General features: G+C 72.4%; 24 protein-coding genes and 5 tRNA genes. 19 read left to right on the top strand and 10 right to left on the bottom strand.

Features of this window, described 5'->3' with window-relative positions:
* The 4 genes from AC27L3_RS28435 to AC27L3_RS28450 form a co-directional block, all read right to left on the bottom strand.
* On the bottom strand, window positions 1-270 hold a 270-nt coding region (locus AC27L3_RS28435), incomplete at its 3' end, for an ATP/GTP-binding protein (RefSeq protein ID WP_487236939.1).
* Window positions 251-661: a DUF742 domain-containing protein gene (locus AC27L3_RS28440; protein WP_344435875.1), complete on the bottom strand. Its 411-nt coding sequence runs from the start codon at window positions 659-661 to the stop codon at window positions 251-253. The genes AC27L3_RS28435 and AC27L3_RS28440, both read right to left, overlap by 20 nt.
* Window positions 662-764: 103 nt before the next feature.
* On the bottom strand, window positions 765-1,178 hold the full coding sequence (locus AC27L3_RS28445; RefSeq protein WP_344435999.1) for a roadblock/LC7 domain-containing protein: 414 nt from the start codon (window positions 1,176-1,178) through the stop codon (window positions 765-767).
* Window positions 1,179-1,187: 9 nt separating this feature from the next.
* Window positions 1,188-4,823: a nitrate- and nitrite sensing domain-containing protein gene (locus AC27L3_RS28450; RefSeq protein ID WP_487236940.1), complete on the bottom strand. Its 3,636-nt coding sequence runs from the start codon at window positions 4,821-4,823 to the stop codon at window positions 1,188-1,190.
* Between the two features lie 500 nt (window positions 4,824-5,323).
* Here AC27L3_RS28450 and AC27L3_RS28455 point away from each other — a divergent pair, with 500 nt between their 5' ends.
* The 8 genes from AC27L3_RS28455 to AC27L3_RS28490 all read left to right on the top strand — a co-directional run bounded on the left by AC27L3_RS28455 (window position 5,324) and on the right by AC27L3_RS28490 (window position 8,638).
* On the top strand, window positions 5,324-5,530 hold the full coding sequence (locus AC27L3_RS28455; RefSeq protein ID WP_487236941.1) for a hypothetical protein: 207 nt from the start codon (window positions 5,324-5,326) through the stop codon (window positions 5,528-5,530).
* Window positions 5,531-5,645: 115 nt separating this feature from the next.
* The gene (locus AC27L3_RS28460; protein WP_365968027.1) at window positions 5,646-6,428 is read left to right on the top strand and encodes a fumarylacetoacetate hydrolase family protein; all 783 of its coding nucleotides are present in this window, start codon (window positions 5,646-5,648) and stop codon (window positions 6,426-6,428) included.
* Window positions 6,421-7,896, top strand: coding sequence for a glutamate--tRNA ligase (gene gltX, locus AC27L3_RS28465; RefSeq protein ID WP_487236942.1), 1,476 nt, complete (start codon window positions 6,421-6,423; stop codon window positions 7,894-7,896). Before AC27L3_RS28460 ends, gltX begins: the two co-directional genes overlap by 8 nt.
* A gap of 235 nt (window positions 7,897-8,131) precedes the next feature.
* Window positions 8,132-8,203 (top strand) — tRNA-Gln (locus AC27L3_RS28470).
* Window positions 8,204-8,264: 61 nt separating this feature from the next.
* Window positions 8,265-8,337, top strand: a tRNA-Glu gene (locus tag AC27L3_RS28475).
* A 26-nt stretch (window positions 8,338-8,363) separates the two neighbouring features.
* Window positions 8,364-8,436, top strand: a tRNA-Glu gene (locus AC27L3_RS28480).
* 18 nt (window positions 8,437-8,454) lie between these two features.
* Window positions 8,455-8,526: transfer RNA gene (locus AC27L3_RS28485), tRNA-Gln, on the top strand.
* Window positions 8,527-8,565: 39 nt separating this feature from the next.
* A tRNA-Glu gene (locus AC27L3_RS28490) sits at window positions 8,566-8,638 on the top strand.
* Between the two features lie 104 nt (window positions 8,639-8,742).
* On the opposite strand, the gene ndgR is transcribed toward AC27L3_RS28490, so the two are convergent.
* Window positions 8,743-9,471 (bottom strand): IclR family transcriptional regulator NdgR, encoded by a 729-nt coding sequence (ndgR, locus tag AC27L3_RS28495; RefSeq protein WP_344435880.1) that lies wholly within the window; start codon window positions 9,469-9,471, stop codon window positions 8,743-8,745.
* A 99-nt stretch (window positions 9,472-9,570) separates the two neighbouring features.
* On the opposite strand from ndgR, the gene leuC reads away from it, so the two are divergent.
* The 4 genes from leuC (at window position 9,571) to AC27L3_RS28515 (ending at window position 12,831) form a co-directional block, all read left to right on the top strand.
* Complete coding sequence (gene leuC / locus AC27L3_RS28500; RefSeq protein ID WP_487236943.1) at window positions 9,571-10,995, top strand: 3-isopropylmalate dehydratase large subunit; 1,425 nt, start codon at window positions 9,571-9,573, stop codon at window positions 10,993-10,995.
* Window positions 10,996-10,997: 2 nt separating this feature from the next.
* The gene (gene leuD / locus AC27L3_RS28505; protein ID WP_487236944.1) at window positions 10,998-11,591 is read left to right on the top strand and encodes a 3-isopropylmalate dehydratase small subunit; all 594 of its coding nucleotides are present in this window, start codon (window positions 10,998-11,000) and stop codon (window positions 11,589-11,591) included.
* Between the two features lie 181 nt (window positions 11,592-11,772).
* A complete protein-coding gene (locus AC27L3_RS28510) occupies window positions 11,773-12,018 on the top strand; it encodes an SCO5555 family protein (RefSeq protein ID WP_365968023.1) in 246 nt (81 codons plus the stop codon).
* A gap of 123 nt (window positions 12,019-12,141) precedes the next feature.
* Complete coding sequence (locus AC27L3_RS28515; protein ID WP_487236945.1) at window positions 12,142-12,831, top strand: HU family DNA-binding protein; 690 nt, start codon at window positions 12,142-12,144, stop codon at window positions 12,829-12,831.
* Between the two features lie 94 nt (window positions 12,832-12,925).
* On the opposite strand, the gene AC27L3_RS28520 is transcribed toward AC27L3_RS28515, so the two are convergent.
* Window positions 12,926-13,141, bottom strand: a complete 216-nt coding sequence (locus AC27L3_RS28520) for a hypothetical protein (protein WP_487236946.1) — start codon at window positions 13,139-13,141, stop codon at window positions 12,926-12,928.
* A gap of 197 nt (window positions 13,142-13,338) precedes the next feature.
* Window positions 13,339-13,998 (bottom strand): 2-phospho-L-lactate guanylyltransferase, encoded by a 660-nt coding sequence (gene cofC, locus AC27L3_RS28525; RefSeq protein WP_487236961.1) that lies wholly within the window; start codon window positions 13,996-13,998, stop codon window positions 13,339-13,341.
* A gap of 175 nt (window positions 13,999-14,173) precedes the next feature.
* Between cofC and AC27L3_RS28530 the strand changes: the two genes are divergently transcribed.
* Genes AC27L3_RS28530 through AC27L3_RS28540 form a run of 3 tightly spaced genes read left to right on the top strand, consistent with a single transcriptional unit; the run spans window position 14,174 to window position 17,116 of the window.
* Window positions 14,174-14,935: a lysophospholipid acyltransferase family protein gene (locus AC27L3_RS28530; RefSeq protein ID WP_487236947.1), complete on the top strand. Its 762-nt coding sequence runs from the start codon at window positions 14,174-14,176 to the stop codon at window positions 14,933-14,935.
* Window positions 14,932-15,933: an NAD(P)H-dependent glycerol-3-phosphate dehydrogenase gene (locus tag AC27L3_RS28535; RefSeq protein ID WP_487236948.1), complete on the top strand. Its 1,002-nt coding sequence runs from the start codon at window positions 14,932-14,934 to the stop codon at window positions 15,931-15,933. Before AC27L3_RS28530 ends, AC27L3_RS28535 begins: the two co-directional genes overlap by 4 nt.
* Window positions 15,934-15,967: 34 nt before the next feature.
* Window positions 15,968-17,116: a D-alanine--D-alanine ligase family protein gene (locus AC27L3_RS28540; protein ID WP_487236949.1), complete on the top strand. Its 1,149-nt coding sequence runs from the start codon at window positions 15,968-15,970 to the stop codon at window positions 17,114-17,116.
* A 27-nt stretch (window positions 17,117-17,143) separates the two neighbouring features.
* Here the strand turns inward: AC27L3_RS28540 and AC27L3_RS28545 are convergent, their stop codons facing one another.
* Together AC27L3_RS28545 and AC27L3_RS28550 are read right to left on the bottom strand one after the other, a co-directional pair.
* Window positions 17,144-17,653, bottom strand: a complete 510-nt coding sequence (locus AC27L3_RS28545) for a DUF3515 domain-containing protein (RefSeq protein ID WP_487236950.1) — start codon at window positions 17,651-17,653, stop codon at window positions 17,144-17,146.
* Window positions 17,654-17,673: 20 nt separating this feature from the next.
* On the bottom strand, window positions 17,674-17,907 hold the full coding sequence (locus AC27L3_RS28550) for an Lrp/AsnC ligand binding domain-containing protein (RefSeq protein WP_190063090.1): 234 nt from the start codon (window positions 17,905-17,907) through the stop codon (window positions 17,674-17,676).
* Between the two features lie 157 nt (window positions 17,908-18,064).
* On the opposite strand from AC27L3_RS28550, the gene AC27L3_RS28555 reads away from it, so the two are divergent.
* Complete coding sequence (locus AC27L3_RS28555; RefSeq protein ID WP_344435892.1) at window positions 18,065-19,039, top strand: thiamine-phosphate kinase; 975 nt, start codon at window positions 18,065-18,067, stop codon at window positions 19,037-19,039.
* Between the two features lie 9 nt (window positions 19,040-19,048).
* Window positions 19,049-19,834 carry a bifunctional hydroxymethylpyrimidine kinase/phosphomethylpyrimidine kinase gene (thiD, locus tag AC27L3_RS28560; protein WP_487236951.1) on the top strand — a complete coding sequence of 262 codons (786 nt, stop codon included), beginning with the start codon at window positions 19,049-19,051 and terminating at the stop codon, window positions 19,832-19,834.
* 178 nt (window positions 19,835-20,012) lie between these two features.
* Here thiD and rpmB read toward each other — a convergent pair whose 3' ends face one another.
* Entirely contained in the window at window positions 20,013-20,198 is a 186-nt protein-coding gene (rpmB, locus tag AC27L3_RS28565; RefSeq protein WP_003957616.1) for a 50S ribosomal protein L28, read from the bottom strand.
* Between the two features lie 241 nt (window positions 20,199-20,439).
* Between rpmB and AC27L3_RS28570 the strand changes: the two genes are divergently transcribed.
* A complete protein-coding gene (locus tag AC27L3_RS28570; RefSeq protein ID WP_487236952.1) occupies window positions 20,440-22,122 on the top strand; it encodes a DAK2 domain-containing protein in 1,683 nt (560 codons plus the stop codon).
* A 27-nt stretch (window positions 22,123-22,149) separates the two neighbouring features.
* Window positions 22,150-24,402, top strand: coding sequence for an ATP-dependent DNA helicase RecG (recG, locus tag AC27L3_RS28575; RefSeq protein ID WP_487236953.1), 2,253 nt, complete (start codon window positions 22,150-22,152; stop codon window positions 24,400-24,402).
* Window positions 24,403-24,522: the final 120 nt, after the last annotated feature.

Here is a 24,522-nt window from a genome sequence, read left to right on the forward strand (position 1 = left end):
GTCGTCGAGCGTGATACGACCGAAATCCATCGCCACGGTCGTGGTCTTCTTGTCCTGGACATGGCTCAGGTCGTCGATGCCGGCCGAAGCCGACGTCATCACGGCCTCCGTGCGCAGCGGACTGATCTCCGAGACCGCACCCACGAACGTGGTCTTGCCGACGCCGAAGCCACCGGCCACCACGATCTTCGCGGACGTGGTGGAGCGGCTCGGGCCGCCGCTGGAGCTTCCGTAACCGGAGCTTCCGAAGTTAGAGCTTCCGAAGTCCACTGAGCACCCTTTCGAGCAGTGTCACATCCGGCGTACCGCCGGCCTCGGTGCCGCCGCCCGGCTGGTGGATCGCCACCATGCCGGCCTCCGCCAGGTCCGCGACGAGAATGCGGGCCACGCCGAGAGGCATGTTCAGCAGCGCGGAGACCTCCGCGACCGACTTCACCTCCTGGCACAGCTGGCAGATCCGCTGGTGCTCGGGGAGCAGCCCGCCGAGGTGGGCCGGGTCGGCCGTGGAGCTGACCAGGGCCTCGATGGCGAGCTGGTAGCGCGGCCGGGTGCGGCCCCCCGTCATGGCGTAGGGGCGGACCAGCGGCTGGTCGCCTTCATCTTCCCCGTACGACGCATGCGGGGAAGCGCCGTACGGGCCGGGCGAGACGGGCGGGGTCATGAATCCTCCGGACGGGACTGCAGGATGGCAATAATGCCGTCGAGCGGGGGCCGGTGGGGGGTTTTCGGCCGTACGGTCGGACGGAATATGCGGTGGGAGCGGGTCAGTTCAGCAAGCTGCCCTGGAGTTCGGCGCGCAGGTCGGGCGTCAGCACGGTGCCCGCGCGGTCGACCAGCAGGGCCATCTCGTAGCCCACGAGGCCGATGTCGCACTCCGGGTGCGCCAGCACCGCGAGGGACGAACCGTCCGAGACGGACATGATGAACAGGAAGCCGCGCTCCATCTCGACGACGGTCTGGGTGACCGCGCCCCCCTCGAAGATGCGCGAGGCGCCCGCGGTCAGCGACGTCAGGCCGGAGGCCACCGCCGCCAGCTGGTCGGCGCGGTCCCGCGGGAACCCTTCGGACATCGCCAGAAGGAGTCCGTCGGCGGAGACCACCACCGTGTGGGACACACCGGGGGTGTTGTCCACGAAGTTGGTGATCAACCAGTTCAGATTCTGCGCCGCCTGGCTCATCGGACTCAACTAACGCTCCTGCTGGTAAGTGGGGCCAACATTGTGGCTGCCGGTGGACGGACCGTTGCCGGCCTGACGTCCTTGCTGGATGCCCCGGCGGAGATTGGTCAGTCGGCCGCGTACGTCGTCGGGCGCACGCGAGACCTGCGGACCGGTCGGAAGGGACTGCGTCTGGGTGGTCTGGGCGGTGCCCTCGACGAGGTTGGCCCGCGGCACCCGCCGCGGCAACCCGGACGAGGTGATGCCGCCCGCCGCCGGCTCGCGGACCTGCTCGGCCCGGCGCCAGCGCTCGTCGTTGGGGGACTCCCGCCACTCGGCCCGCTCGCGGGCCTCGTCCTGCGGCGCCCGGCGCTCCGCGGCGGCGGCCGGAGCCGGACGCTCGGAGTCGGCGGGCTGCTGCGGTACCTGGCCCTCGCCGGCGGCGCCGCGGAACCAGTTGGACTCCAGCTCCTCGAACAGCGGCGTGCCCGCGCCCTCGTCGGCGGCGGGCAGCGCGAACTGCCCGGTGCCGGAGGAGTGCTCGGCGGCAGGCTGCGGGAACTGCCCCGTGGTGGCGGCGTCCTGGCCGTGGCCCGGCACGGGGAACTGGCCCGTGGTCGCGGAGACCTGCGGGAACTGCCCGGTGCCGGTCAGCGGGTCCTCCTGGGCGGGGACGGGGAACTGCCCCGTGCCCGAGGAGTGCTCGCCGGCCCGGTCCGGCCGCTCGAACTGGCCCGTGCCCGACATGTCCTGACCGTGACCCCGGTCCTGGCCCGGCACCGGGAACTGGCCCGTACCGGAGGACTGCTCGGACCCCGGCTGCGGGAAGCGGCCCGTACCGGACATGTCCTCGCCCCGGCCCGGCAGCGCGAACTGGCCCGTGGTGCCCGCGGACGCGAGGTCCGCCGGCTTCGGCGTGCCGTCGGTGACCGGCGGGAACTGCGCCGTGTCGCCCGGGCCGCCGCCCGGCTGTGCACCGGCGCCGTTGCCCGGCGCCGGGAACTGCCCCGTGGCGTGGCGCGGCTCGCCCGCGGCGGGAACCGGCGGGAACTGCGCCGTGTCGCCCGGGCCGCCGCCCGGCACCCCGGCACCCGGCTGCGGGAAGCCGCCCGTGTGCTCGGTGTTCTCGTGGCCGCGCGGCGCCTCCTGGCCCGCGCGCGGCGCACCGTCGGAGGCCAGCGGCCAGTCGTCGGCCGGGCGCTGGCGGCCCTTGCCCTTGCGGCCCGGACCACCGGCCGGCGGCATCGCCGCGGGACCGGCCTGGCCGGCGGGCCCGCCGGGGGCCCCGGCACCGCGCGGGGGCAGGGCGGCACGGCCGTCGCCACCGGGGGCGGCGTTGCCGCCGCGCGGTGCGGTGTCGAAGAGGCTGCCGGCGGCGGCACCGCCGGGGGTGCCGGCACCGGGGCCGCCGGCGCGGCGCGGCAGGCCGGCCTCGGGCGCAGCGGGACGCTGGCCCGGCCCGGCCGGGCGCGGACCGCCCGTGACCTGGCGGCGCTGCTGGCCGGCACCGGCGGCCGGCGCACCGGGACCACCGGGGCCCGCCTGACCGGCCTGACCCGCGCCGGGGGCCGGCTTCTTGTGGCCCTGGGCCACGTCGACCGGCAGCATGACGAGCGCGGTCGTACCGCCGGAGTCCGACGGGCGCAGCTGGATGCGGATGCCGTGTCGCAGGGACAGGCGGCCGACCACGAACAGACCCATGCGGCGGGAGACCGAGACGTCCACGGTGGGCGGCGAGGCGAGCCGCTCGTTGATCGCCGCGAGGTCCTCGGGCGACAGACCGATGCCGGTGTCGTGGATCTCGACCAGCACGCGGCCGTCGGGCAGCGCGTGACCGGTGACCTTGACCTTGGTCTGCGGGGAGGAGAACGAGGTGGCGTTCTCCAGCAGCTCGGCGAGGAGGTGCACGAGGTCGTTGACGACGCGGCCGGCGACCTCGGTCGGCGGCACGCCGGACAGCTCGATGCGCTCGTACTGCTCCACCTCGGAGGCGGCGGCGCGCAGGACGTCGACGAGGGGGACCGGGCGGGTCCACCGGCGACCGGGCTCCTCACCCGCGAGGACGAGGAGGTTTTCGCCGTTACGGCGCATGCGGGTGGCGAGGTGGTCGAGCTTGAACAGCGAGGACAGCTGGTCCGGGTCGGCCTCGCGGCTCTCGAGCTCGGAGATCAGGGACAGCTGACGCTGGATGAGGCCCTGGCTCCGGCGCGAGAGGTTGGTGAACATCGCGTTGACGTTGCCACGCAGCAGGGCCTGCTCGGCGGCGAGGCGGACGGCCTCCTGGTGCACGTGGTCGAAGGCCGCGGCCACCTTGCCGATCTCGTCCCGGCTGTGCACGCCGACGGACTCCACGGAGGTGTCGACGTCCTGCGGGTCGGACTCGGAGAGCTGCTTGACGAGCTCGGGCAGACGGTCGTTGGCGACCCTCTGGGCGGTGTCCTGCAGACGGTGCAGCGAGCGCACCATGGAGCGGGCCACGACGAAGGCGCCGACGAGCGAGATGCCGAGGACGAGGACGATCAGGGCACCGTTGAGGATGGCTTCCTGCTGGGCCTCGTCGCGCAGCTCCTGGGCCTTCTGGTCCATCTGCGACAGCAGGGTCTGCTCGATCTTGGCCATCTCTTCGAGCTTGACGCTGTCCTGGTCGTACCAGTCGCGGTAACTGGTCTTCTCGCCCTTGAACGCGTCGGTGTTGCCGAAGGCCCGCTCGGCGAAGGTGTTCGCCGCGGTGACGTTGGTGTCACCGCCGTTGAGGGCCTTGAGCAGGTCGGCGGAGTCGCCGGCCCGGATGGCGGTGAAGCGGCGCAGGGCCTCTTCCTCGGCGTCCAGGGCGGCCTTGCCGTACTGGTGGTCGTTGGCCGACAGGCTCGCGCCCTTGGGGTTGGCGAGCGCGGCGGAGATCACCGCACGCTGGATGGAGGCGTACTCCTTGGCGGCGGAGAACGTCGCCAGCGCGCGGGTCGAGGTGATCATGTCGCTGTTGCTGGTGGCCTGGGCCATGTCCTGGGACAGCGACAGCAGCGCGTTGATCAGTCCGTCGTAGTTGTTGACCGTCTGGGAGATGTACTGCTCGTCGGTGTACGCGCTCTCCCGGACCGCCTTGATCTTGTCGAGCTGCTTGGTGATGTCGACAAGGGTGGTCTGGACGCCGACCATCGTCGGGTCGTTGGCCTTGACCTTCTTCGTCGTCTCACGGAAGGCGTCGATGGCGCGGTCGGTCTTCTGCCGCGGGGCGACCACGGAGTCGTCGCCCTTGTTCTTCTGGACGATCGGACCGGCCGACTTGTCCCGCTCCTCCTGCAGGGCGTCGGCGAGCTGGGTCGCCTTGCCCGTCATCTCGGTGAGGAGCTTCATGTGGTCGAGCTGGTCGACGTTGGTCAGCGACTCGTTGATGCGCATCGCACCCAGGGTCGTCGCGGCGACGACGGGGAGGGCGAGCAGCGAGACGAGACGGGTACTGATTCGCCAGTTGCGCAGGGCTATTCGTGAGCCCGGGCCGCTGGGGCCGGGCTTGCCGGCCTTCTCGCCCTTCTTCTCCTTGGGCCGCTGGGCGGCCTCGCCGCCGTTCGGCACCTCCGGCGCGCCGGCGGGCGTGCCGCGGTCGGTCGCACCGCGCGGCTCCGGCTCCGCCGCAGCGCTGCCATCCCTCTTGAAACGTCCCTGCACTAGCGTCGCAACCTCTGGACCAGGCGTCCCGCCGGGTGAGCGGAGGGACGGTGTCGAGTCGTGGGGGGACCGCGGTGCCCCCCTGGCGGTCCCGGGAATTCCAGCACAGTGCCGGATCTCCCAACAAGGCCGGTGGTGGCCATGGACACGACGGTCACCGGGTGTGAGCGCTCACGTGACGCAGCGTAGAAGTTCCGGTCCTTAATGTCGGACTTGTAGCCATCGGTCGTGTGGGTCGGGGTCCCACCCCGGGCGTGTCCCAGTCGCCATGATCAGGAGCGGAACGTCAGATTCAGCCCTGCAATGTCCGTTTAGTCGTAGCCCGGCGGTCGCCCGGTATGCCGCATTTTTCGGTCCTGTCGTGAGCAAACTCACAGGAAAGCCGGGACTCGTCCGCCCCGCCGCTGGGGATAGGCGCGCCTAGCCTGGTTCCTTTGCACGGGCGCACGAAACGCCCGGTGAAAGCACCACAAGCCCCCGATCCCCACGCGAGGACCGACGTGAACACCGCCCCCACGGCCACCCCCACCCGGAAGATCGCCAACCCCCGCCGCACCACGCTCGCGCACCTGAAGGACGCCGAGTCGCTGCGCCTCGCCGAGGAGATGCTCCCCCGGCACGCCCAGCAGCTGCCCACGGCCACCGCCAACCCGCGGCGCACCATCCTGATGACCGCGCCCGCACCCCAGGCGCCCGCCGCGGAGTAAAGGGGCGCTTTCGGCAACGGCGGCGCACGGGCCGGCAGGACCCCCCGCGATAGCCTGGGGTGTCCGATCTCCGGCCGATCACCCGGCCACATACGACAAGGGGAAAACGCCTCCCGTGCGCATCGCCAGGTTCTCCATCGAGGGAAACGTCGCCTTCGGCGTCGTGGAAGGGGACGAGTCGACCGAGAACGGTCCCGTCCTCGACATCATCAAGGGACACCCCTTCGCGGAATTCGAGCGCTCGGGCCAGCGAATTCCGCTGAGCAAGGTCCGCCTGCTGCCGCCCGTCCTTCCCAACAAGGTCGTGGCCATCGGCCGCAACTACGCCGAACACGCCGCGGAGCTCGGCAACGAGGTGCCGGAGGTGCCCGTCGCCTTCTTCAAGCCGTCGACCGCGGTCGTCGGCCCCGGCGACCCCATCGCCTACCCCTCCTTCTCCAGCGAGGTCCACCACGAGGCCGAGCTCGCCGTCGTCATCGGCCGCATGTGCCGCGAGGTCCCGCGCGAGCGCGTCAAGGACGTGATCCTCGGCTACACCTGCGCCAACGACGTCACCGCACGCGACGTCCAGCAGCGCGAGAAGCAGTGGGCCCGGGCCAAGGGCTTCGACACCTCCTGCCCGCTCGGCCCCTGGATCGAGACCGAGCTGGACCCCGCCGACGTGGCGATCTCCTGCACGGTCAACGGCGAGCCGCGCCAGCAGGGCCGCACCAGCGCCATGCTGCGCTCCGTCGAGGACCTGATCGTCCACATCACCGAGGCGATGACGCTGCTGCCCGGCGACGTCGTCCTGACCGGCACCCCGGCCGGGGTCGGACCCCTGAACGTCGGCGACGAGGTCGCCGTCACCATCGAAGGCATCGGCACTCTCACCAACAAGGTGATCAAGCGTGGCTAACGCGAACGTCCGCGTACGTTTCTGTCCCTCGCCGACCGGCAACCCGCACGTGGGTCTGGTCCGCACCGCCCTGTTCAACTGGGCGTTCGCCCGCCACCACGGCGGCACCCTGGTCTTCCGCATCGAGGACACCGACGCGGCGCGCGACTCGGAGGAGTCCTACGAGCAGCTGCTCGACGCCATGCGCTGGCTCGGCCTCGACTGGGACGAGGGCCCCGAGGTGGGCGGCCCCCACGCGCCGTACCGCCAGTCGCAGCGCATGGACCTCTACAAGGACGTCGCCGCCAGGCTCCTGCAGGCCGGCCACGCCTACCACTGCTACTGCACCGCCGAGGAGCTCGACGAGCGCCGCGAGGCCGCCCGCGCCGCCGGCCGCCCCTCCGGCTACGACGGCACCTGCCGCGACCTGAGCGCCGAGCAGAAGGCCGCCTACGAGCGCGAGGGCCGCGAGCCCATCGTCCGCTTCCGGATGCCCGACGAGCCGATCACCTTCACCGACCTGGTGCGCGGCGAGCTGACCTTCACCCCGGAGAACGTGCCGGACTACGGCATCGTCCGGGCCAACGGCGCCCCGCTGTACACGCTGGTCAACCCGGTCGACGACGCGCTGATGGAGATCACGCACGTGCTGCGCGGCGAGGACCTGCTCTCCTCCACCCCGCGGCAGATCGCCCTGTACAAGGCCCTCGCCGAGATCGGCGTCGGCAACGGCACCACGCCGTCCTTCGGCCACCTGCCCTACGTCATGGGCGAGGGCAACAAGAAGCTCTCCAAGCGCGACCCGCAGTCCTCCCTGAACCTCTACCGGGAGCGCGGCTTCCTGCGCGAGGGCCTGCTGAACTACCTCTCGCTCCTGGGCTGGTCCCTGTCGGCCGACCAGGACATCTTCTCCGTCGAGGAGATGGTCGCCGCCTTCGACATCGAGGACGTCAACGCCAACCCGGCCCGCTTCGACCTCAAGAAGGCCGAGGCCATCAACGCCGACCACATCCGGCGCCTGGACCCGAAGGCCTTCGCCGAGGCCTGCGAGCCCTGGCTGCGCGCCCCGCACGCCCCCTGGGACCCGGAGAAGTTCGACCGGGCCGCCTGGGAGGCGATCGCCCCGCACGCCCAGACCCGGCTGACGGTGCTCTCCGACATCACCGCCAACGTCGACTTCCTCTTCCTCGACGAGCCGGTCGACGACGAGGCCTCCTGGCAGAAGGCCATGAAGGAGGGCTCCGCCGACCTGCTGCGCACCGCCCGCACCAAGCTCGCCGAGACGGACTGGAACGCCGACGCCCTCAAGGCCGCCGTCGTCGCCGCCGGCGAGGAGCACGGCCTGAAGCTCGGCAAGGCCCAGGCCCCCGTTCGCGTGGCCGTCACGGGCCGCACGGTGGGCCTGCCGCTGTTCGAGTCCCTGGAGGTCCTCGGCCGCGACCGCACCCTGACGCGCGTGGACGCCGCCCTGGCGCGCCTGGGCGCCTGACGGCCCCTCCGTGCCCGTACGAGGGCCCGGCAGCCTCCTCGTGAGGCCGCCGGGCCCTCGTCGTTCACCGGCCCGTCCACCGGCCGATCGGCGGCCTCCGCGGGGCCCGGGGTTATCGATTTTGGTCACCGGACCACCTTCGGGTAATGTTCTTCCTGCGCCGCCCGGGAGGGCCGAGAGGCCGGAGCGGAGGGCGCGAGCCGGACAAGACCCCTTACGGGGGGTGGAGTTACGGTGGGGTATGGTGTAATTGGCAGCACGAGTGATTCTGGTTCACTTAGTCTAGGTTCGAGTCCTGGTACCCCAGCAAGAGAAAATCGCTTCGAATTCTCTTGATAAACTCTCTCTCGAAGCAAAACGCAGTGCGAGCCCCCGTTGTGTAGCGGCCTAGCACGCCGCCCTCTCAAGGCGGTAGCGCCGGTTCGAATCCGGTCGGGGGTACTGATTCCTGCAAGGGAATCGCTAGGGCCCCCGTTGTGTAGCGGCCTAGCACGCCGCCCTCTCAAGGCGGTAGCGCCGGTTCGAATCCGGTCGGGGGTACTGGTTAAAAAACCACCATGGGCTATGGTGTAATTGGCAGCACGAGTGATTCTGGTTCATTTAGTCTAGGTTCGAGTCCTGGTAGCCCAGCGCAGATTGCTTTCGAGTCTGCAGACAAAAGAAAAGCAAGCCCCCGTTGTGTAGCGGCCTAGCACGCCGCCCTCTCAAGGCGGTAGCGCCGGTTCGAATCCGGTCGGGGGTACGTAAAAGGAAAATGCCTCTCGCGAAAGCGGGGGGCATTTTTCGTGTGTGCGGCACCGCGCAAAAAGCCGGGGCCCGGGGCGCGGGCCCCGGACCCCTGCGGGCTCACCCCGCGCGGCGCAGGGCCTCCGTGAGACGGACCGCCGCGTCCAGCACCGCCTGGGCGTGCATGCGGCCCGGGTGGCGCGTCAGGCGCTCGATGGGGCCGGAGACCGACACGGCGGCCACCACGCGGTTGGAGGGGCCGCGCACGGGCGCGGAGACCGAGGCCACACCCGGCTCGCGCTCACCGATCGACTGGGCCCAGCCCCGCCGCCGTACGCCGGAGAGGGCCGTCGCCGTGAAACGGGCGCCCTGCAGCCCGCGGTGCAGCCGCTCCGGTTCCTCCCAGGCCATGAGCACCTGGGCCGCGGAACCGGCCTTCATCGGCAGCGTCGAGCCCACCGGCACCGTGTCCCGCAGACCGGACAGCCGCTCCGCCGCCGCCACGCAGATGCGCATGTCGCCCTGCCGGCGGTAGAGCTGCGCGCTCTCGCCCGTCACGTCGCGCAGATGCGTCAGGACCGGCCCGGCGGTCGCCAGCAGCCTGTCCTCGCCCGCAGCCGCCGCGAGCTCGCCGAGCCGCGGGCCGAGGATGAACCGGCCCTGCATGTCCCGCGCCACCATCCGGTGGTGCTCCAGTGCGACCGCGAGCCGGTGCGCCGTGGGGCGCGCGAGCCCGGTCGCCGTGACCAGCCCGGCGAGCGTCGCCGGACCGGACTCCAGAGCGCTCAGTACCAGAGCCGCCTTGTCGAGAACGCCCACACCGCTTGAGGCGCCACTAGAGTTGTCCATGCAACGATACTTCCGTCTCACTCTGTGAAACGCAAGTTCAATTTTCCCGGAGAAGCGCCAACCTGGAACGAACAGCACCCACCACAAGGACGGACAGCGATGGGACGGACACTCGCGGAGAAGGTCTGGGACGAGCACGTCGTCCGGCGCGCCGAGGGCGAGCCCGACCTCCTCTTCATCGACCTGCACCTGCTCCACGAGGTCACGAGCCCGCAGGCCTTCGACGGCCTGCGCAAGGCCGGCCGCAAGGTCCGCCGGCTCGACCTGACCATCGCCACCGAGGACCACAACACCCCCACCCTCGACATCGACAAGCCCATCGCGGACCCGGTCTCGCGCACCCAGCTGGAGACCCTGCGCCGCAACTGCGCCGAGTTCGGCGTGCGGCTGCACCCCCTGGGCGACGTCGAGCAGGGCGTTGTCCACGTAGTGGGACCGCAGCTGGGACTGACCCAGCCCGGCACGACGGTGGTCTGCGGCGACAGCCACACCTCCACCCACGGCGCCTTCGGCGCGCTCGCGTTCGGCATCGGCACCAGCCAGGTCGAGCACGTCCTGGCCACCCAGACCCTGCCGCTCCCGCCCTTCCGGACGATGGCGGTCACCGTCGAGGGCGAGCTGCCCGAGGGCGTCACCGCCAAGGACCTGATCCTCGCCGTCATCGCCCGCATCGGCACCGGCGGCGGCCAGGGCCACGTCATCGAGTACCGCGGCCCGGCCATCGAGAAGCTCTCGATGGAGGCCCGGATGACGGTGTGCAACATGTCCATCGAGGCAGGTGCCCGGGCCGGCATGATCGCCCCCGACGAGACCACCTTCGCCTACCTCAAGGACCGCCCGCACGCCCCCCGGGGCGCCGACTGGGACGCCGCGGTGGCCCACTGGCGCACCCTGCGCACCGACGACGACGCGGTCTTCGACAAGGAGGTCGTCATCGACGCCTCCGAACTGTCGCCGTTCGTCACCTGGGGCACCAACCCCGGCCAGGGAGCACCCCTGTCCGCAGCCGTGCCCGACCCGGCCTCCTTCGCCGACGCCTCCGAGCGGTCCGCCGCCGAAAGCGCGCTCGCCTATATGGGACTGACACCAGGTCAGCCCCTGCGCGAGATCGGTGTCGACACCGTCTTCGTGGGCTCGTGCACCAACGGCCGCATCGAGGACCTGCGCGCCGCCGCCGCAGTGCTCCAGGGCCGCACGGTGGCCGAGGGCGTACGGATGCTGGTGGTGCCCGGCTCCGTCCGGGTGGCCCTGCAGGCGGTCGAGGAGGGGCTGGACAAGGTGTTCACCGCGGCCGGCGCCGAATGGCGGCACGCGGGCTGCTCGATGTGCCTGGGCATGAACCCCGACCAACTCGCCCCCGGCGAGCGCAGCGCGTCGACCTCCAACCGCAACTTCGAGGGCAGGCAGGGCAAGGGCGGCCGCACCCACCTGGTCTCCCCGCAGGTCGCCGCCGCCACGGCCGTGACCGGCCGTCTCTCCTCGCCCGCCGACCTCGCCGACGCCCCGACCCCCTCCGGAGTCTGACCATGGAAGCCTTCACCACGCACACCGGCCGGGCCGTGCCGCTGCGCCGCAGCAACGTCGACACCGACCAGATCATCCCCGCGCACTGGCTGAAGAAGGTCACCCGCGACGGCTTCGAGGACGGCCTCTTCGAGGCCTGGCGCAAGGACCCGCAGTTCGTCCTGAACCGCCCCGAGCGCGCCGGCGCCACCGTGCTGCTCGCCGGCCCGGACTTCGGCACCGGCTCCTCCCGCGAGCACGCGGTGTGGGCGCTGCAGAACTACGGCTTCAAGGCCGTCGTCTCCTCCCGCTTCGCCGACATCTTCCGCGGCAACTCGCTGAAGAACGGTCTGCTGACCGTCGTGCTGCCGCAGGAGACCGTCGAGGCCCTGTGGGAGCTGACCGAATCCGACCCCTCGGCCGAGGTGACCGTCGACCTGGTGACCCGCCAGGTGCGGGCCGCGGGCATCACGGCCGGATTCGAGCTTGACGACAACGCCCGCTGGCGGCTCCTGGAGGGTCTCGACGACATCGCGCTGACCCTGCGCCACGAGGCCGACATCGCCGCCTTCGAGCAGGGCCGGCCCGCGTACAAGCCGGTCACGACGCCGATCTGACGGGTCGATTCGGGCTCGTTTGGCCCAGTGTCGACCGGCTCCTCCACCCCCGCCGCGGCCCCGGATTTTCGCTGCTCACCCTGGGTTTGGCATGATGCGCCCCCTGTCTTCGGACAGGGGGCGCGGTGCGTTGTTGAGGGCCCGTGAAGCGACAACTCGCCTCAGATGGCACAATCGGTGCATGGAACGCGACAGCCAACTCGGGCTTTACCGGCTCGTCGCCGCCCAACTGAAGGAAGCGCACGCAAGAGTGCGCACACTGCAAGTCCCGGAGGGCGTACGGATGGCGCTGTCCCGGCAGCTGCTGGCCATCACGGCCTCGGCGAAGCACGATCTCCAAGGCGCGGCAAGGCGTCTGGACCGGCTGATGAACGACCTTGACGAGGGCCGTTTCCCCCAAGACCCCGGCATGCGCGGAACTCCGTGATGCGCCGGGTTCGTTGCGGCACAAGGGTGATTAGACCGTTTCGTGTTTGATTTGCGGTATATATCTGCCTAACGTGCGAAAAAGCTGGAGCACATTCCAGCCAATGTCTCCGAAGGGGAAGACGTGAACAAGGCGCAGCTCGTTGAAGCGATTGCCGACAAGCTCGGCGGCCGTCAGCAGGCCGCGGATGCGGTCGACGCGGTCCTGGATGCGGTCGTCCGTGCGGTGTGTGCCGGTGACCGGGTCTCGGTGACCGGCTTCGGCTCGTTCGAGAAGGTCGACCGCCCGGCCCGTTACGCCCGCAACCCGCAGACGGGCGAGCGTGTGCGGGTCAAGAAGACCTCGGTGCCGCGCTTCCGCGCGGGCCAGGGCTTCAAGGACCTGGTGAGCGGTACCAAGAAGCTCCCGAAGGCCGGCGAGGTCTCCGTCAAGAAGGCGCCCAAGGGCAGCCTCACCGGTGGCAAGGCCACCACCAAGGCCGCGGCCAAGAAGGCCACGACCAAGAAGGCCGCCGCGGCGAAGAAGACGACGGCGAAGAAGGCCGCCCCGACGAAGGCCGCAGCCGCGAAGAAGACCACGGCGAAGAAGGCAGCGCCGGCGAAGAAGGCGACGACGGCGAAGAAGGCCACTCCGGCCACCAAGGCCGCCGCCAAGAAGACGACGACGGCGAAGAAGGCCACGCCGGCGAAGAAGGCGACCACGGCGAAGAAGGCGGCGACGGCGAAGAAGACCGCGCCCGCCAAGAAGACCGCCACCCGCACCACCACTGCGCGCAAGACCACCGCGAAGAAGACCACCGCCCGCAAGAAGTAGGGCGAAGGCCGCACCGCACAGCGTCAACGCGCCGGGCCGGGCTCCCCAGGGGAGCCCGGCCCGCGGTGTGTCCGGGGAAAAGCCCCGGAAGACCTCAGAACGTCTGCAGGGTCACCAGGGTCACCCGGCGCTCGGCCACCGGCCCGCCGGCCGGCTCCGCGAACTCGATCCGCACCCGCTGCCCGGGCCGCAGCAGCCGCAGGCCCCCCGCGTCGAACGCCGCCGCGTCGAAGGACACGGGCGTGCCGTCGTCCAGGAGGACGCTCCCGGAGCGGGTCGAAGGATCGAAGGTGTACGCGGTGGCCTGCATGGGTGCAGCCTAGGCCCTGCCGGGCGGATCATGCAGCGCGCCCCGTGGGGGCGCGGGGCCGTGCCGATCTGCGGCTGCCGCCGCGTGGGCGCGACAAGCCACGACGCGCCCGCAGAGTGCTCGGAGCCGGGATGGCGTGTCAGCTGCGGGCCGGCACTGGTTGATCGCGCAGTTCCCCGCGCCCCTTATGGGGCGCCCTAATCCGCCGGCGTGCCCGGCAGTGGCAGCGGAAGCGACAGCCGTCCGGTCAGGGCGGTCGTGCGGGGGCCCACGCCCAGTGCCAGTGCGGCCCGCAGGTCCGCCTCGGTGTCCACGTCCCGGCGCACGGAATCCACGCCCGCCAGGGCGATCTCGCGGGCCCCCGACGCCGCGTGCCGGGCGCGGGAGCGGCCCTCGAACGCGGGAGCCAATTCCATTCCGGGGGCGGCCGCGAGCAGCGTCGTACCGATTCCCGCCGAATCCGCGAGAAATGCGCGCGGGAATTCGGCGGCGGAATCGAGCACAAGGCCGAGTTCGTGGGGGCGCAGCGCCGGCAGATCCGCGTTCAAGGTGGCCACCCCCGCCCGCCGGCACCGGGCCCGTACCAGGCGCGCCCCGTGCGCGAGGGCGGCGTTCAGCCCGCCGCCCGCCGGCTCCGGCAGCACCCGGGCGCCCAGCGCCGACAGCTGCGCGCCGGCCCGGGCGTCCGCCGTGACGACCACCACATCCCGTACCGACGCGCAGGCCAGCGCGGCGGCCACGGTGTCCTGCGCGAAGGCCAGTGCCAGCGCGGGCGCCGGCAGCGCGCCCGTGCCCGCCGCCAGCCGGCTCTTGGCCACGGCCAGGGGCTTCACCGGCACCACCAGCGTCCAGCCCACCTGCGTCCCCTCCGTCGTCGGCACGGGGGTCATTGTGCAACGCCGCCGCGGAGCCGGGCGGGGCGCGGGGTTACGGTGTTCTCGACAGACCGGGTACCTGGGGCGACACTTGTCCGGCCCCCGGGTGAGCGAGAGCGCCCGAGCAGCTTCCAGGTCCCGACAGAAGGGTGTCCGAGTGTCCCGCCACAGAATCGGCTTCTGGTACCGCTTTGCCGCGGTGTTGGCCAAACCGCCGCTCGTGGTTCTCTTCAAGCGGGACTGGCGGGGAATGGAGCACATTCCGGCCGACGGCGGATTCATCACCGCCGTCAACCACAACTCGTACCTCGACCCGCTGTCGTACGCGCACTACCAGTACAACACCGGGCGCGTCCCGCGCTTCCTGGCCAAGGCGGGCCTGTTCAAGGGCAGCTTCGTCGGCGCCGTGCTGCGCGGCACCGGGCAGATCCCCGTCTACCGGGAGAGCGCGGACGCCGCCACCGCCTTCCGCGCCGCCGTGGACGCCATCAACCGGGGCGAGTGCGTGGCCTTCTACCCCGAGGGCACCCTCACCCGGGACCCGGACATGTGGCCCATGGAGGGCAAGACGGGCGCCGCCCGCGTGGCGCTGCTCACCCGCGCCCCCGTCATCCCCGTCGCCCAGTGGGGCGCCAACGAGGCCATGCCGCCGTATGCCAAGGAGAAGAAGCTGCGGCTCTTCCCCCGCAAGACCCTCAAGGTGCTGGCCGGCCCGCCCGTCGACCTGTCCGCCTACTACGACCGCGAGCCCACCGCCGAGGTGCTGCGCGAGGTGACCGCCGTCATCATGAAGGCCATCACCGACCTCCTCGCCGAACTGCGCGGCGAGCCCGCCCCGGCCGAGCCCTACAACCCCAAGAAGGCCCGCGCCGCCGCCCGCGCCCGGCAGGCGACGACGGCCGAGGAGGACAGCAAGTGACGCGCTGCGCCGTCTACGGCACCGGCTCCTGGGGCACCGCCTTCGCGATGGTGCTGGCCGACGCCGGCTGCGAGGTCACCATGTGGGGCCGCCGCGCCGGGCTCGTCGAGGCCATCAACACCGGCCGCACCAACCCCGACTACCTCCCCGGCGTCGAACTGCCGGCCGCCGTACGGGCCACCACCGACCCCGCCGAGGCCGCCCGGGACGCCGACTTCACCGTCCTCGCCGTGCCCTCGCAGACCCTGCGCGGCAACCTCGCGCAGTGGGCGCCCCTGCTGGCCCCCGACACCGTCCTGGTCTCCCTGATGAAGGGCATCGAACTGGGCACGGCCAAGCGGATGAGCGAGGTCGTCGAGGAGGTCGCCAAGGTCTCCGCGGACCGCGTCGCCGTCCTGACCGGCCCCAACCTCGCCCGCGAGATCGCCGCCCGGCAGCCCGCCGCCGCCGTCGTCGCCTGCCGCGACGAGGACGCCGCCAAGCGTCTGCAGACCGCCTGCCACACCGCGTACTTCCGCCCCTACACCAACACCGACGTCGTCGGCTGCGAGCTCGGCGGCGCCGTGAAGAACGTCATCGCCCTGGCCGTCGGCATCGCCGACGGCATGGGCCTCGGCGACAACGCCAAGGCATCCCTGATCACCCGCGGACTGGCCGAGACCACCCGCCTGGGCCTGGCCATGGGCGCCGACGCGCACACCTTCGCGGGCCTGGCCGGCTTGGGCGACCTCGTCGCCACCTGCTCCTCGCCGCTCTCCCGCAACCACACCTTCGGCACCAACCTCGGCCGCGGCATGACCCTCGAAGAGACCATCGCCGTCACCAAGCAGACCGCCGAGGGCGTCAAGTCCTGCGAATCCGTGCTCGATCTGGCCCGGCGTCACCATGTCGACATGCCGATCACGGAGACCGTCGTGGGCATCGTCCACGAGGGCAAGCCGCCCATGGTCGCCCTCAAGGAGCTCATGGCGCGCAGCGCCAAGCCCGAGCGCCACTGACCCACCCGACGCCACCAGGTACTCTCAACCCGATATGAGCAGCGAGACCTCCCCCCAGAGCACCGCCCGGAAGCCGCGCGTCGCGGTCGTCTTCGGCGGTCGCAGTTCCGAGCACGCCATCTCCGTGGTCACCGCCGGCGCCGTGCTGCGCGCCATCGACCGCAGCAAGTACGACGTGCTGCCGATCGGCATCACCACCGAGGGGCGTTGGGCGCTCGCCGCCGACGAGCCCGAGCGGATGGCCATCACCGAGCGGAGCCTGCCCAGCGTCGAGCAGCTGGCCGAGTCGGCCGAGGGCGGCGTCGTGCTGCCCGTCGACCCCGCCAACCGCGAGGTCGTCTACACCGAGCCCGGCGCCGTCCCCAAGGCGCTCGGCGAGGTCGACGTCGTCTTCCCCGTGCTGCACGGCCCCTACGGCGAGGACGGCACCCTGCAGGGCATGCTCGACCTCGCCGGCATCCCGTACGTGGGCTCCGGCGTCCTGGCCTCCGCCGTCGGGCAGGACAAGGAGTACATGAAGCGCGTCTTCACCTCCTTCGGCCTGGCCGTCGGCCCGTACGTGGTGATCCGCCCGCGCGAGTGGGAGAACGACCCGGCCGCCGCCCGCAAGAAGATCGTCGACTTCGCGGGCGAGCACGGCTGGCCGCTGTTCGTGAAGCCGGCCCGCGCCGGCTCCTCCATGGGCATCACCAAGGTCGACGACCTCGCCGGCCTGGACGAGGCCGTCGAGGAGGCCCGCCGCCACGACCCGAAGATCCTCGTCGAGTCGCTGCTGCGCGGCCGCGAGATCGAGTGCGGCGTGCTGGAGTTCGAGGACGGCCCGCGCGCCAGCGTGCCCGCCGAGATCCCCCCGGTCTCCGCGCACGACTTCTACGACTTCGAGGCCAAGTACATCGACTCGGCCCCCGGCATCGTCCCCGCCCCGCTCACCGAGGAGCAGACCCGCGAGGTCCAGGAGCTCGCCGTGCGCGCCTTCGACGCCGCCTCCTGCGAGGGCCTGGTGCGCGCCGACTTCTTCCTCACCGAGGACGGCGAGTTCGTGATCAACGAGATCAACACCATGCCCGGCTTCACGCCCATCTCCATGTACCCGCGCATGTGGCAGGAGACCGGGCTGACCTACGCCGAGCTGGTCGACCGCCTCCTGGAGGCCGCCCTGCGCCGGCCGACCGGCCTGCGCTAGCCGCCGGGCCGGGGAGGGCCGGGAGGGCTAGGAGATGATCCCCTCGGGGATCGTCCTGCGGACGGCGCCGGAGAGATCGGTCAGCGCACTGATGTCACCGGCGTCGCCCACCACCTTCCTCGGCAGGGTCACCTCGACCCAGGCGTTCCGGCGCACGGTGGTGCAGCGCACGCTGCCGTCGGACTGCCGCTCGGGCAGCCAGCCCACGTCGTCCACGTCCACCGAGTCCGCATCGGGCCGCCGCTTGAGCAGCTCCGGCTTGGGCACCCCGCACCGCAGCGTGATGCGCACGCCGTCGCCCCAGGCGGCCGTGAGGTCCGAGGCCGGATCGGTGGCGCGGCGCTTCAGCCCGTCCACGGTCGCCGGCAGCTGGGCGTGCAGCGCCCGGCACAGTGCCGCCTCGGCCGCGGGCGGCGTCGGCACCGCGGGCCCGGCCTGGTCGCCGGGCCCCGAGCAGGCCGTGACCGCACCGGTCGCGGCGGCGAGCAGCAGGGCGAGCGCGGGCAGGCCGGAAGGCCGGTGGAGTGCAGACTTCACCGGCCCGAGGATACGGGGAGCTAGATGTGGACCACCGGGCAGGTCAGCGTGCGGGTGATGCCCTCCACCTTCTGCACCTTGGCCACCACCATCCGGCCGAGCTCGTCGACGGTGTCCGCCTGGGCGCGCACGATCACGTCGTACGGCCCGGTGACGTCCTCGGCCTGGATCACTCCCTCGATCTTTCCGATGACTTCGGCCACGGTCGACGCCTTGCCGACCTCGGTCTGGATCAGGATGTACGCCTGTACCACGGAACCTCCAGGGCGGCTACGAGGATCATGTGGGGAGAAGAGACGCCACGGTACCGCGTCGCCCGGCGCGGCGGGGAGACCCGCGCGGCCTGCGCGGCGCGGAAGCACGTCACGAACAGTCAGGATCAGGGCAACCGACACTCCGAGGAGGAGCTCAGTGAAAGGCACCGTGGGCGAGCTGGGGGAGTTCGGGCTCATCAGAGAGCTGACCTCCCGGCTCACCACCACCCCGGCGGTCCGCCTGGGACCGGGCGACGACGCCGCGGTGGTCGCAGCGCCCGACCGCCGGGTGGTGGCCAGTACGGACGTGCTCCTGGAGGGGAGGCACTTCCGTCGCGACTGGTCCACCGCCTACGACGTCGGCCGTAAGGCCACCGCGCAGAATCTCGCCGACATCGCCGCCATGGGCGCGGTGCCCACCGCCGTCCTGCTCGGCCTCGTCGTGCCCGCCGAGCTCCCCGCCACCTGGCCCACCGAGCTCATGGACGGCATCCGCGACGAATGCCAGGTCGCCGGCGCCGCCGTGGTCGGCGGCGACGTCGTGCGCGGCGAGACCATCACCGTGGCCATCACCGCCCTCGGCGACCTGCGCAACCAGGAGCCCGTCACCCGTTCCGGCGCCCGCGCCGGCGACGTCGTCGCCGTCACCGGCTGGCTCGGCTGGTCCGCCGCCGGCCTCGCCGTGCTCTCCCGCGGCTTCCGCTCCCCGCGCGCCTTCGTCGAGGCCCACCGCCGGCCCGAACCGCCGTACCACGCCGGCCCCGCCGCGGCCGCCCTCGGCGCCACCGCCATGACCGACGTCAGCGACGGCCTCATCGCCGACCTCGGGCACATCGCCGAGGCCAGCAAGGTCCGCATCGACCTGCGCACGGCCGCCATCGACGTACCCACCCAGATGTCCGACATCGGCCAGGCCGTCGGCGTCGACCCCCTGCAGTGGGTGCTCACCGGGGGAGAGGACCACGCCATCGTCGCCACGTTCCCGCCCGACGTGAAACTCCCGGCCCGCTGGAAGGTCATCGGCGAGGTCGTCAGCCCCTCCGCCCTGCCCCAGGTCACCGTCGACGGCGCCCCCTGGGACAAGGCGGGCGGCTGGGACCACTTCGGCGACGGCCTGGAGCCCGGCGAGTAGATTCACCCCGTGTCCCTCCCTCCTCGCGTCCTGACCGTCGCCGGCTCCGACTCCGGCGGCGGTGCGGGCATCCAGGCCGACCTCAAGACGATGCTCGCCCTCGGGGTGCACGGCATGAGCGTGATCACCGCCGTCACCGCCCAGAACTCGCGCGGCGTCCAGGGCGCCTGGCCCCTGCCGGCGGAGGCGGTACGGGCCCAGTTCCGCAGCGTCGTCGACGATATCGGCGTCCAGGCGGTCAAGACGGGCATGCTCGCCTCGACCGAGCTCGTGCAGGAGGTCGCCGGACTGCTCGCCGACCTCTCCGTACCGGTCGTCGTCGACCCCGTCGGCATCTCCAAACACGGCGACGCACTGCTGGCCGCGTCCGCGCTGGAGGCCGTGCGCACCGCACTGCTGCCGGTGGCCACCGTCGCCACCCCCAACCTCGACGAGGTCGCCTGGCTGACCGGCGTCCGCGTGCGCTCGGAGGCCGACCTGCGGCCGGCCGCAGAGGCGGTACTGGCGTACGGGCCGCAGTGGGTGCTCATCAAGGGCGGACACCTCGACGGCGACGCGGTCGACCTCCTGACGGACGGCACCACCGAACACCGGCTGCGCGCCCCACGCCACGACAACCGCCACACCCACGGCACGGGCTGCACCCTGGCATCGGCGATCGCGTCGGGCCTCGCGCACGGGCAGTCGGTGCCGGAGGCGGTGGCGGCGGCGAAGACGTACGTCACGGGTGCGATAGCGGCCGGCTTCCCGCTGGGCGAGGGCATCGGCCCGGTGCACCACGGATGGAACCTCTAGGCCGTGTCCGGAGGGTCTTCGTCCGCGGGCGCGTCGTGGCTTGTCGCGCAGTTCCCCGCGCCCCTTCGGGGCGCCGTGGTCCGGCAGGGGCAGTGCTGTGCGTCGGGCGCATGCAAAAAGCCGGTCCCCGAAGGGACCGGCTTTCAAGGGACGGCGAGGCTGCCGCGCTACTAGCTAGTTAGCGCGAGACCTTGCCGGCCTTGATGCACGAGGTGCAGACGTTGAGGCGCTTCGGCGTCCGACCGACCACGGCACGCACACGCTGGATGTTGGGGTTCCAGCGACGGGACGTACGGCGGTGCGAGTGCGAGATGTTGTTGCCGAAGCCCGGCCCCTTGCCGCAGACGTCGCAGTTGGCAGCCACGGGTCACTCCAAAGACTTCAGATGCACTTACGGGAAATCCCGGCGTGCCGGGTCGAAGGTGACTGGCTTGCCAGGGGAAAGCCTGATTCTCATCAGGCAACCGGAGCAGCATACAACGGCCGCTCCCGGACAACGAAACTACCATGACCGGCCCCGGGGCCGCCTGCCCCGCCCCTGGCAGCGGCCCTCCGGTCTAGTCTGCTCCAGCACCGATCGAGCCCACCTACGAGGAGGACCCCACGTGCCGCAAGCGCTGGAGGCCACGGCGGTACGCACCTGGTGCGCCCTGGCGCTGGACGCGCTGGGCCGGGCCCGCGAGGAGATCGACGCGATCAACGTCTACCCCGTGGCGGACGGCGACACCGGCACGAACCTCTACCTGACCGTCGAGTCCGCCGCCCGCGCCGTGGACGCGGTCTTCGACGCCCACGCGACCGCCGGCCCCGCCTCCCGCCCGGGCCTGGCGGAGGCCGTCCGGGCGATGGCGCACGGCGCCCTCATAGGCGCCCGCGGCAATTCCGGCACCATCCTGGCCCAGCTGCTGCGCGGCATGGCCGAGGTACTGACGGCCGCCGGTGACGAGGATCACCGCGGTGACGGGGCGGCGCTGCTGCGCCGCGCGCTGCGCCGCGCCGTGGACTCGGCGTACGAGGGCGTGGCCCGCCCCGTGGAGGGCACCGTGCTCACCGTGGCGGCCGCGGCGGCGGACGCCGCCGCCGTGACCGCCGGCGACGCCGCCGCGGTGGCGGGTGCGGCGTACGAGGGCGCGCGTACCGCGCTCGCGGCCACCCCCGGTCAGCTGGCGGCCCTCGCGGACGCCGGTGTGGTCGACGCGGGCGGCAAGGGCCTGGTGGAGGTGCTCGGCGCGCTGTCCGCGGCGCTGGCCGGCGCCGCGGCGGCGCCCGCCCGCGCGGCGCGGGCCGCGGCCCCGGCGGCGGCCGCCCACGGCTGGCTGGCCGAGGGCTGCCCCGCCGACCGGGGGCCCGGACCGCACGACGGCGGTCCCACCGGCCCGGCCTTCGAGGTGATCTACCTCCTGGAGGCCGACGACGCGGCCGTCGCCCGGCTGCGCGCCCGCCTGGACGTGCTGGGGGAGTCCCTGGTGGTCGTGGGCGGCGACGGGCTGTGGAACGTCCATGTGCACGTCGACGACGCCGGTGCCGCCGTCGAGGCCGGCATCGACGCCGGCCGGCCCTACCGCGTGCGCATCACCCACTTCGGCGCGGCCGCGCAGGAGCGCGCCACCCATGCCACCGAGCCCGTGCAGCGGGCGGTCGTCTCGGTCGTGCCCGGCGAGGGCCTGGCCGCCCTGTGCACGCAGGCGGGGGCCACCGTCGTCGCCGTGCGGCCGGGGGAGCCGCCGGCCAGCGGCGAGCTGGTGGAGGCGGTCCGCCGGGCCAACGCCCGCGAGGTCGTCCTGCTGCCCAACGACGCCGACCTGCGGCACGCCGCGGCCGCCGCGGCCGAGCAGGCCCGCACCGAGGGCGTACGGGTGGCCCTGATCCCCACCCGCTCCCCGGTGCAGGGGATCGCCGCGCTGGCCGTCCACGAGCCCGCCCGGCGCTTCGACGAGGACGTCGTCGCCATGACCTCCGCCGCCGGGGCCACCCGCCACGCCGAGCTGGTCGTCGCCGAGCGGCAGGCGTGGACGATGGCCGGGGTCTGCCAGGCCGGCGACGTGCTGGGCCTGATCGACGGCGACGTCGCCGTCATCGGCGGCGAGCTGGCCGCCACCGCCGAGACCGTCCTGGACCGCATGCTCGCCGCCGGCGGCGAGATGGTCACCCTGGTGCTGGGCGACGGCGTGCCCGACGCGGTCGCCGACCGGCTGCGCCGGCACGTGCGCGGCGGCCACCTCGCCGTCGACACGGTCGTCTACCACGGCGGCCAGCAGGCCGCCCCGCTGCTGATCGGCGTCGAATAGCCCCGGCTGCCGGTGCCGTGGTGCGGAATGGACCCGGCTGTCAGTGCCGTGGTGTGGAATGGACCCGTGCCCGCGCTGGACGAACCACTCAAGAAGACCCTCGGCGGCAGCACCGCGAAGGTGCTGGCCGAGCACCTCGACCTGCATACGGTCGGCGACCTGCTGCACCACTACCCGCGCCGCTACGCCGAGCGCGGCGAGCTCACGCGCCTGGCCGACCTGCCGCTCGACGAGCACGTCACCGTCGTCGCCCAGGTGAGCGACGCGCGCGTGCACAAGTTCAACGCCGGGCGCGGGCAGCGCCTGGAGGTCACGCTGACCGACGGCAGCGGGCGGCTGCAGCTGGTCTTCTTCGGCCGCTCGATCTACCACCACCAAAAGGAGCTCGTGCCTGGCCGGCGCGGGATGTTCGCCGGCAAGGTGGGCACCTTCCGCAACGTGCGCCAGCTGTCCCATCCGGCGTACGAGATGCTCGGCGAGGACAGCGGGGCGGGCACCGTCGAGGCGTGGGCCAACCAGCTGATCCCGCTCTACCCGGCCTGCTCCCGCATGGAGTCCTGGAAGATCTCCAAGGCGGTCGACGCCGTCCTCGCCTCCATGGAGGCCGGCGGCTGGGCGCTGGTGCGCGACCCGCTGCCGGAGCGGCTGCGCGAGGGCCGTGGGCTGCTGCCGCTGCCGGAGGCCTTCCGCAAGGTCCACCGGCCGCGGACGAAGGCCGACATCGCCGACGCCCGCTCCCGCCTGAAGTGGGACGAGGCGTTCGTGCTGCAGGTGGCGCTGGCCCGCCGCCGGCACGCCGACTCCCAGCTGCCCGCCGTGCCCCGCAAGCCCGCTCCCGGCGGGCTCCTCGACGCGTTCGACGCGAAGCTGCCCTTCACGCTGACCGAGGGCCAGCGCACCGTATCGGCCGAGATCTTCGACGACCTGGCCACCGAGCACCCCATGCACCGGCTGCTGCAGGGCGAAGTGGGTTCCGGCAAGACGATGGTGGCGCTGCGCGCGATGCTCGCCGTCGTCGACGCCGGGGGACAGGCGGCGATGCTCGCCCCCACCGAGGTGCTCGCCCAGCAGCACCACCGGTCCATCACCGAGATGATGGGCGACCTCGCCGAGGGCGGGATGCTCGGCGGCGCCGAGCAGGGCACCAAGGTGGTGCTGCTGACCGGCTCCATGGGCACGGCCGCCCGCCGTCAGGCGCTGCTGGACCTCGTCACGGGCGACGCGGGCATCGTGGTGGGCACGCACGCACTGATCGAGGACAAGGTGCAGTTCCACGACCTCGGCCTGGTCGTGGTCGACGAACAGCACCGTTTCGGCGTCGAGCAGCGCGACGCCCTGCGCTCCAAGGGCGCCCAGCCCCCGCACCTGCTGGTGATGACCGCCACGCCCATTCCGCGCACGGTCGCCATGACGGTCTTCGGCGACCTGGAGACCTCGGTGCTCGACCAGCTGCCCGCCGGCCGCTCGCCGATCGCCACGCACGTGGTCCCCGCCAAGGACAAGCCGCACTTCCTGGCCCGGGCCTGGGAGCGGGTGCGCGAGGAGGTGGCCTCGGGCCACCAGGCGTACGTGGTCTGCCCGCGCATCGGCGACGAGGAGGACGAGGGCGCCCGGGCCAAGGCCGGCGCGAAGGCGAAGGCCGAGGCGGAGGGGGAGGGCGAGCGGCGGCCTCCGCTGGCGGTCGTGGAGGTGGCCGAGCAGCTGTCGGCCGGGCCGCTGGCCGGGCTGCGCGTGGAGGTGCTGCACGGACGGATGCAGCCCGACGCCAAGGACGACGTGATGCGCCGCTTCGCCGCCGGCGAGGTCGACGTGCTCGTGGCCACCACCGTCATCGAGGTCGGCGTGAACGTGCCCAACGCCACCGCGATGGTGATCATGGATGCCGACCGGTTCGGCGTCTCCCAGCTCCACCAGCTGCGCGGCCGCGTCGGGCGTGGCTCCGCGCCCGGCCTGTGCCTGCTGGTCAGCGAGGCCCACGAGGCGAGCCCGGCCCGGGCCCGGCTGGGCGCGGTCGCCGCGACGCTGGACGGCTTCGAGCTCTCCCGCATCGACCTCGAACAGCGGCGCGAGGGCGACGTGCTGGGCCAGGCCCAGTCCGGTGTGCGCTCCTCGCTGCGGATGCTCGCCGTCATCGACGACGAGGAGATCATCGCCGCCGCCCGCGAGGAGGCCGCCGCGGTGGTCGCCGCCGACCCCGACCTCGCCACCCTGCCCGACCTGCGCACCGCCCTGGACGCCCTGCTGGACCAGGAACGCGCCGAGTACCTGGACAAGGGGTAGGGCCGGCCGTCACGGCGCCCCTGACGGGGCACTGCACACGAGCCGCCCGCAGGGGGAGCGCCGCGCCCGGGCCGGTGCGTCCTGGGGACGCCCCGTGAGCCCGCGCCGCGGGGACGCCAT

It is taken from the genome of Streptomyces sp. PKA51 (assembly GCF_057552455.1).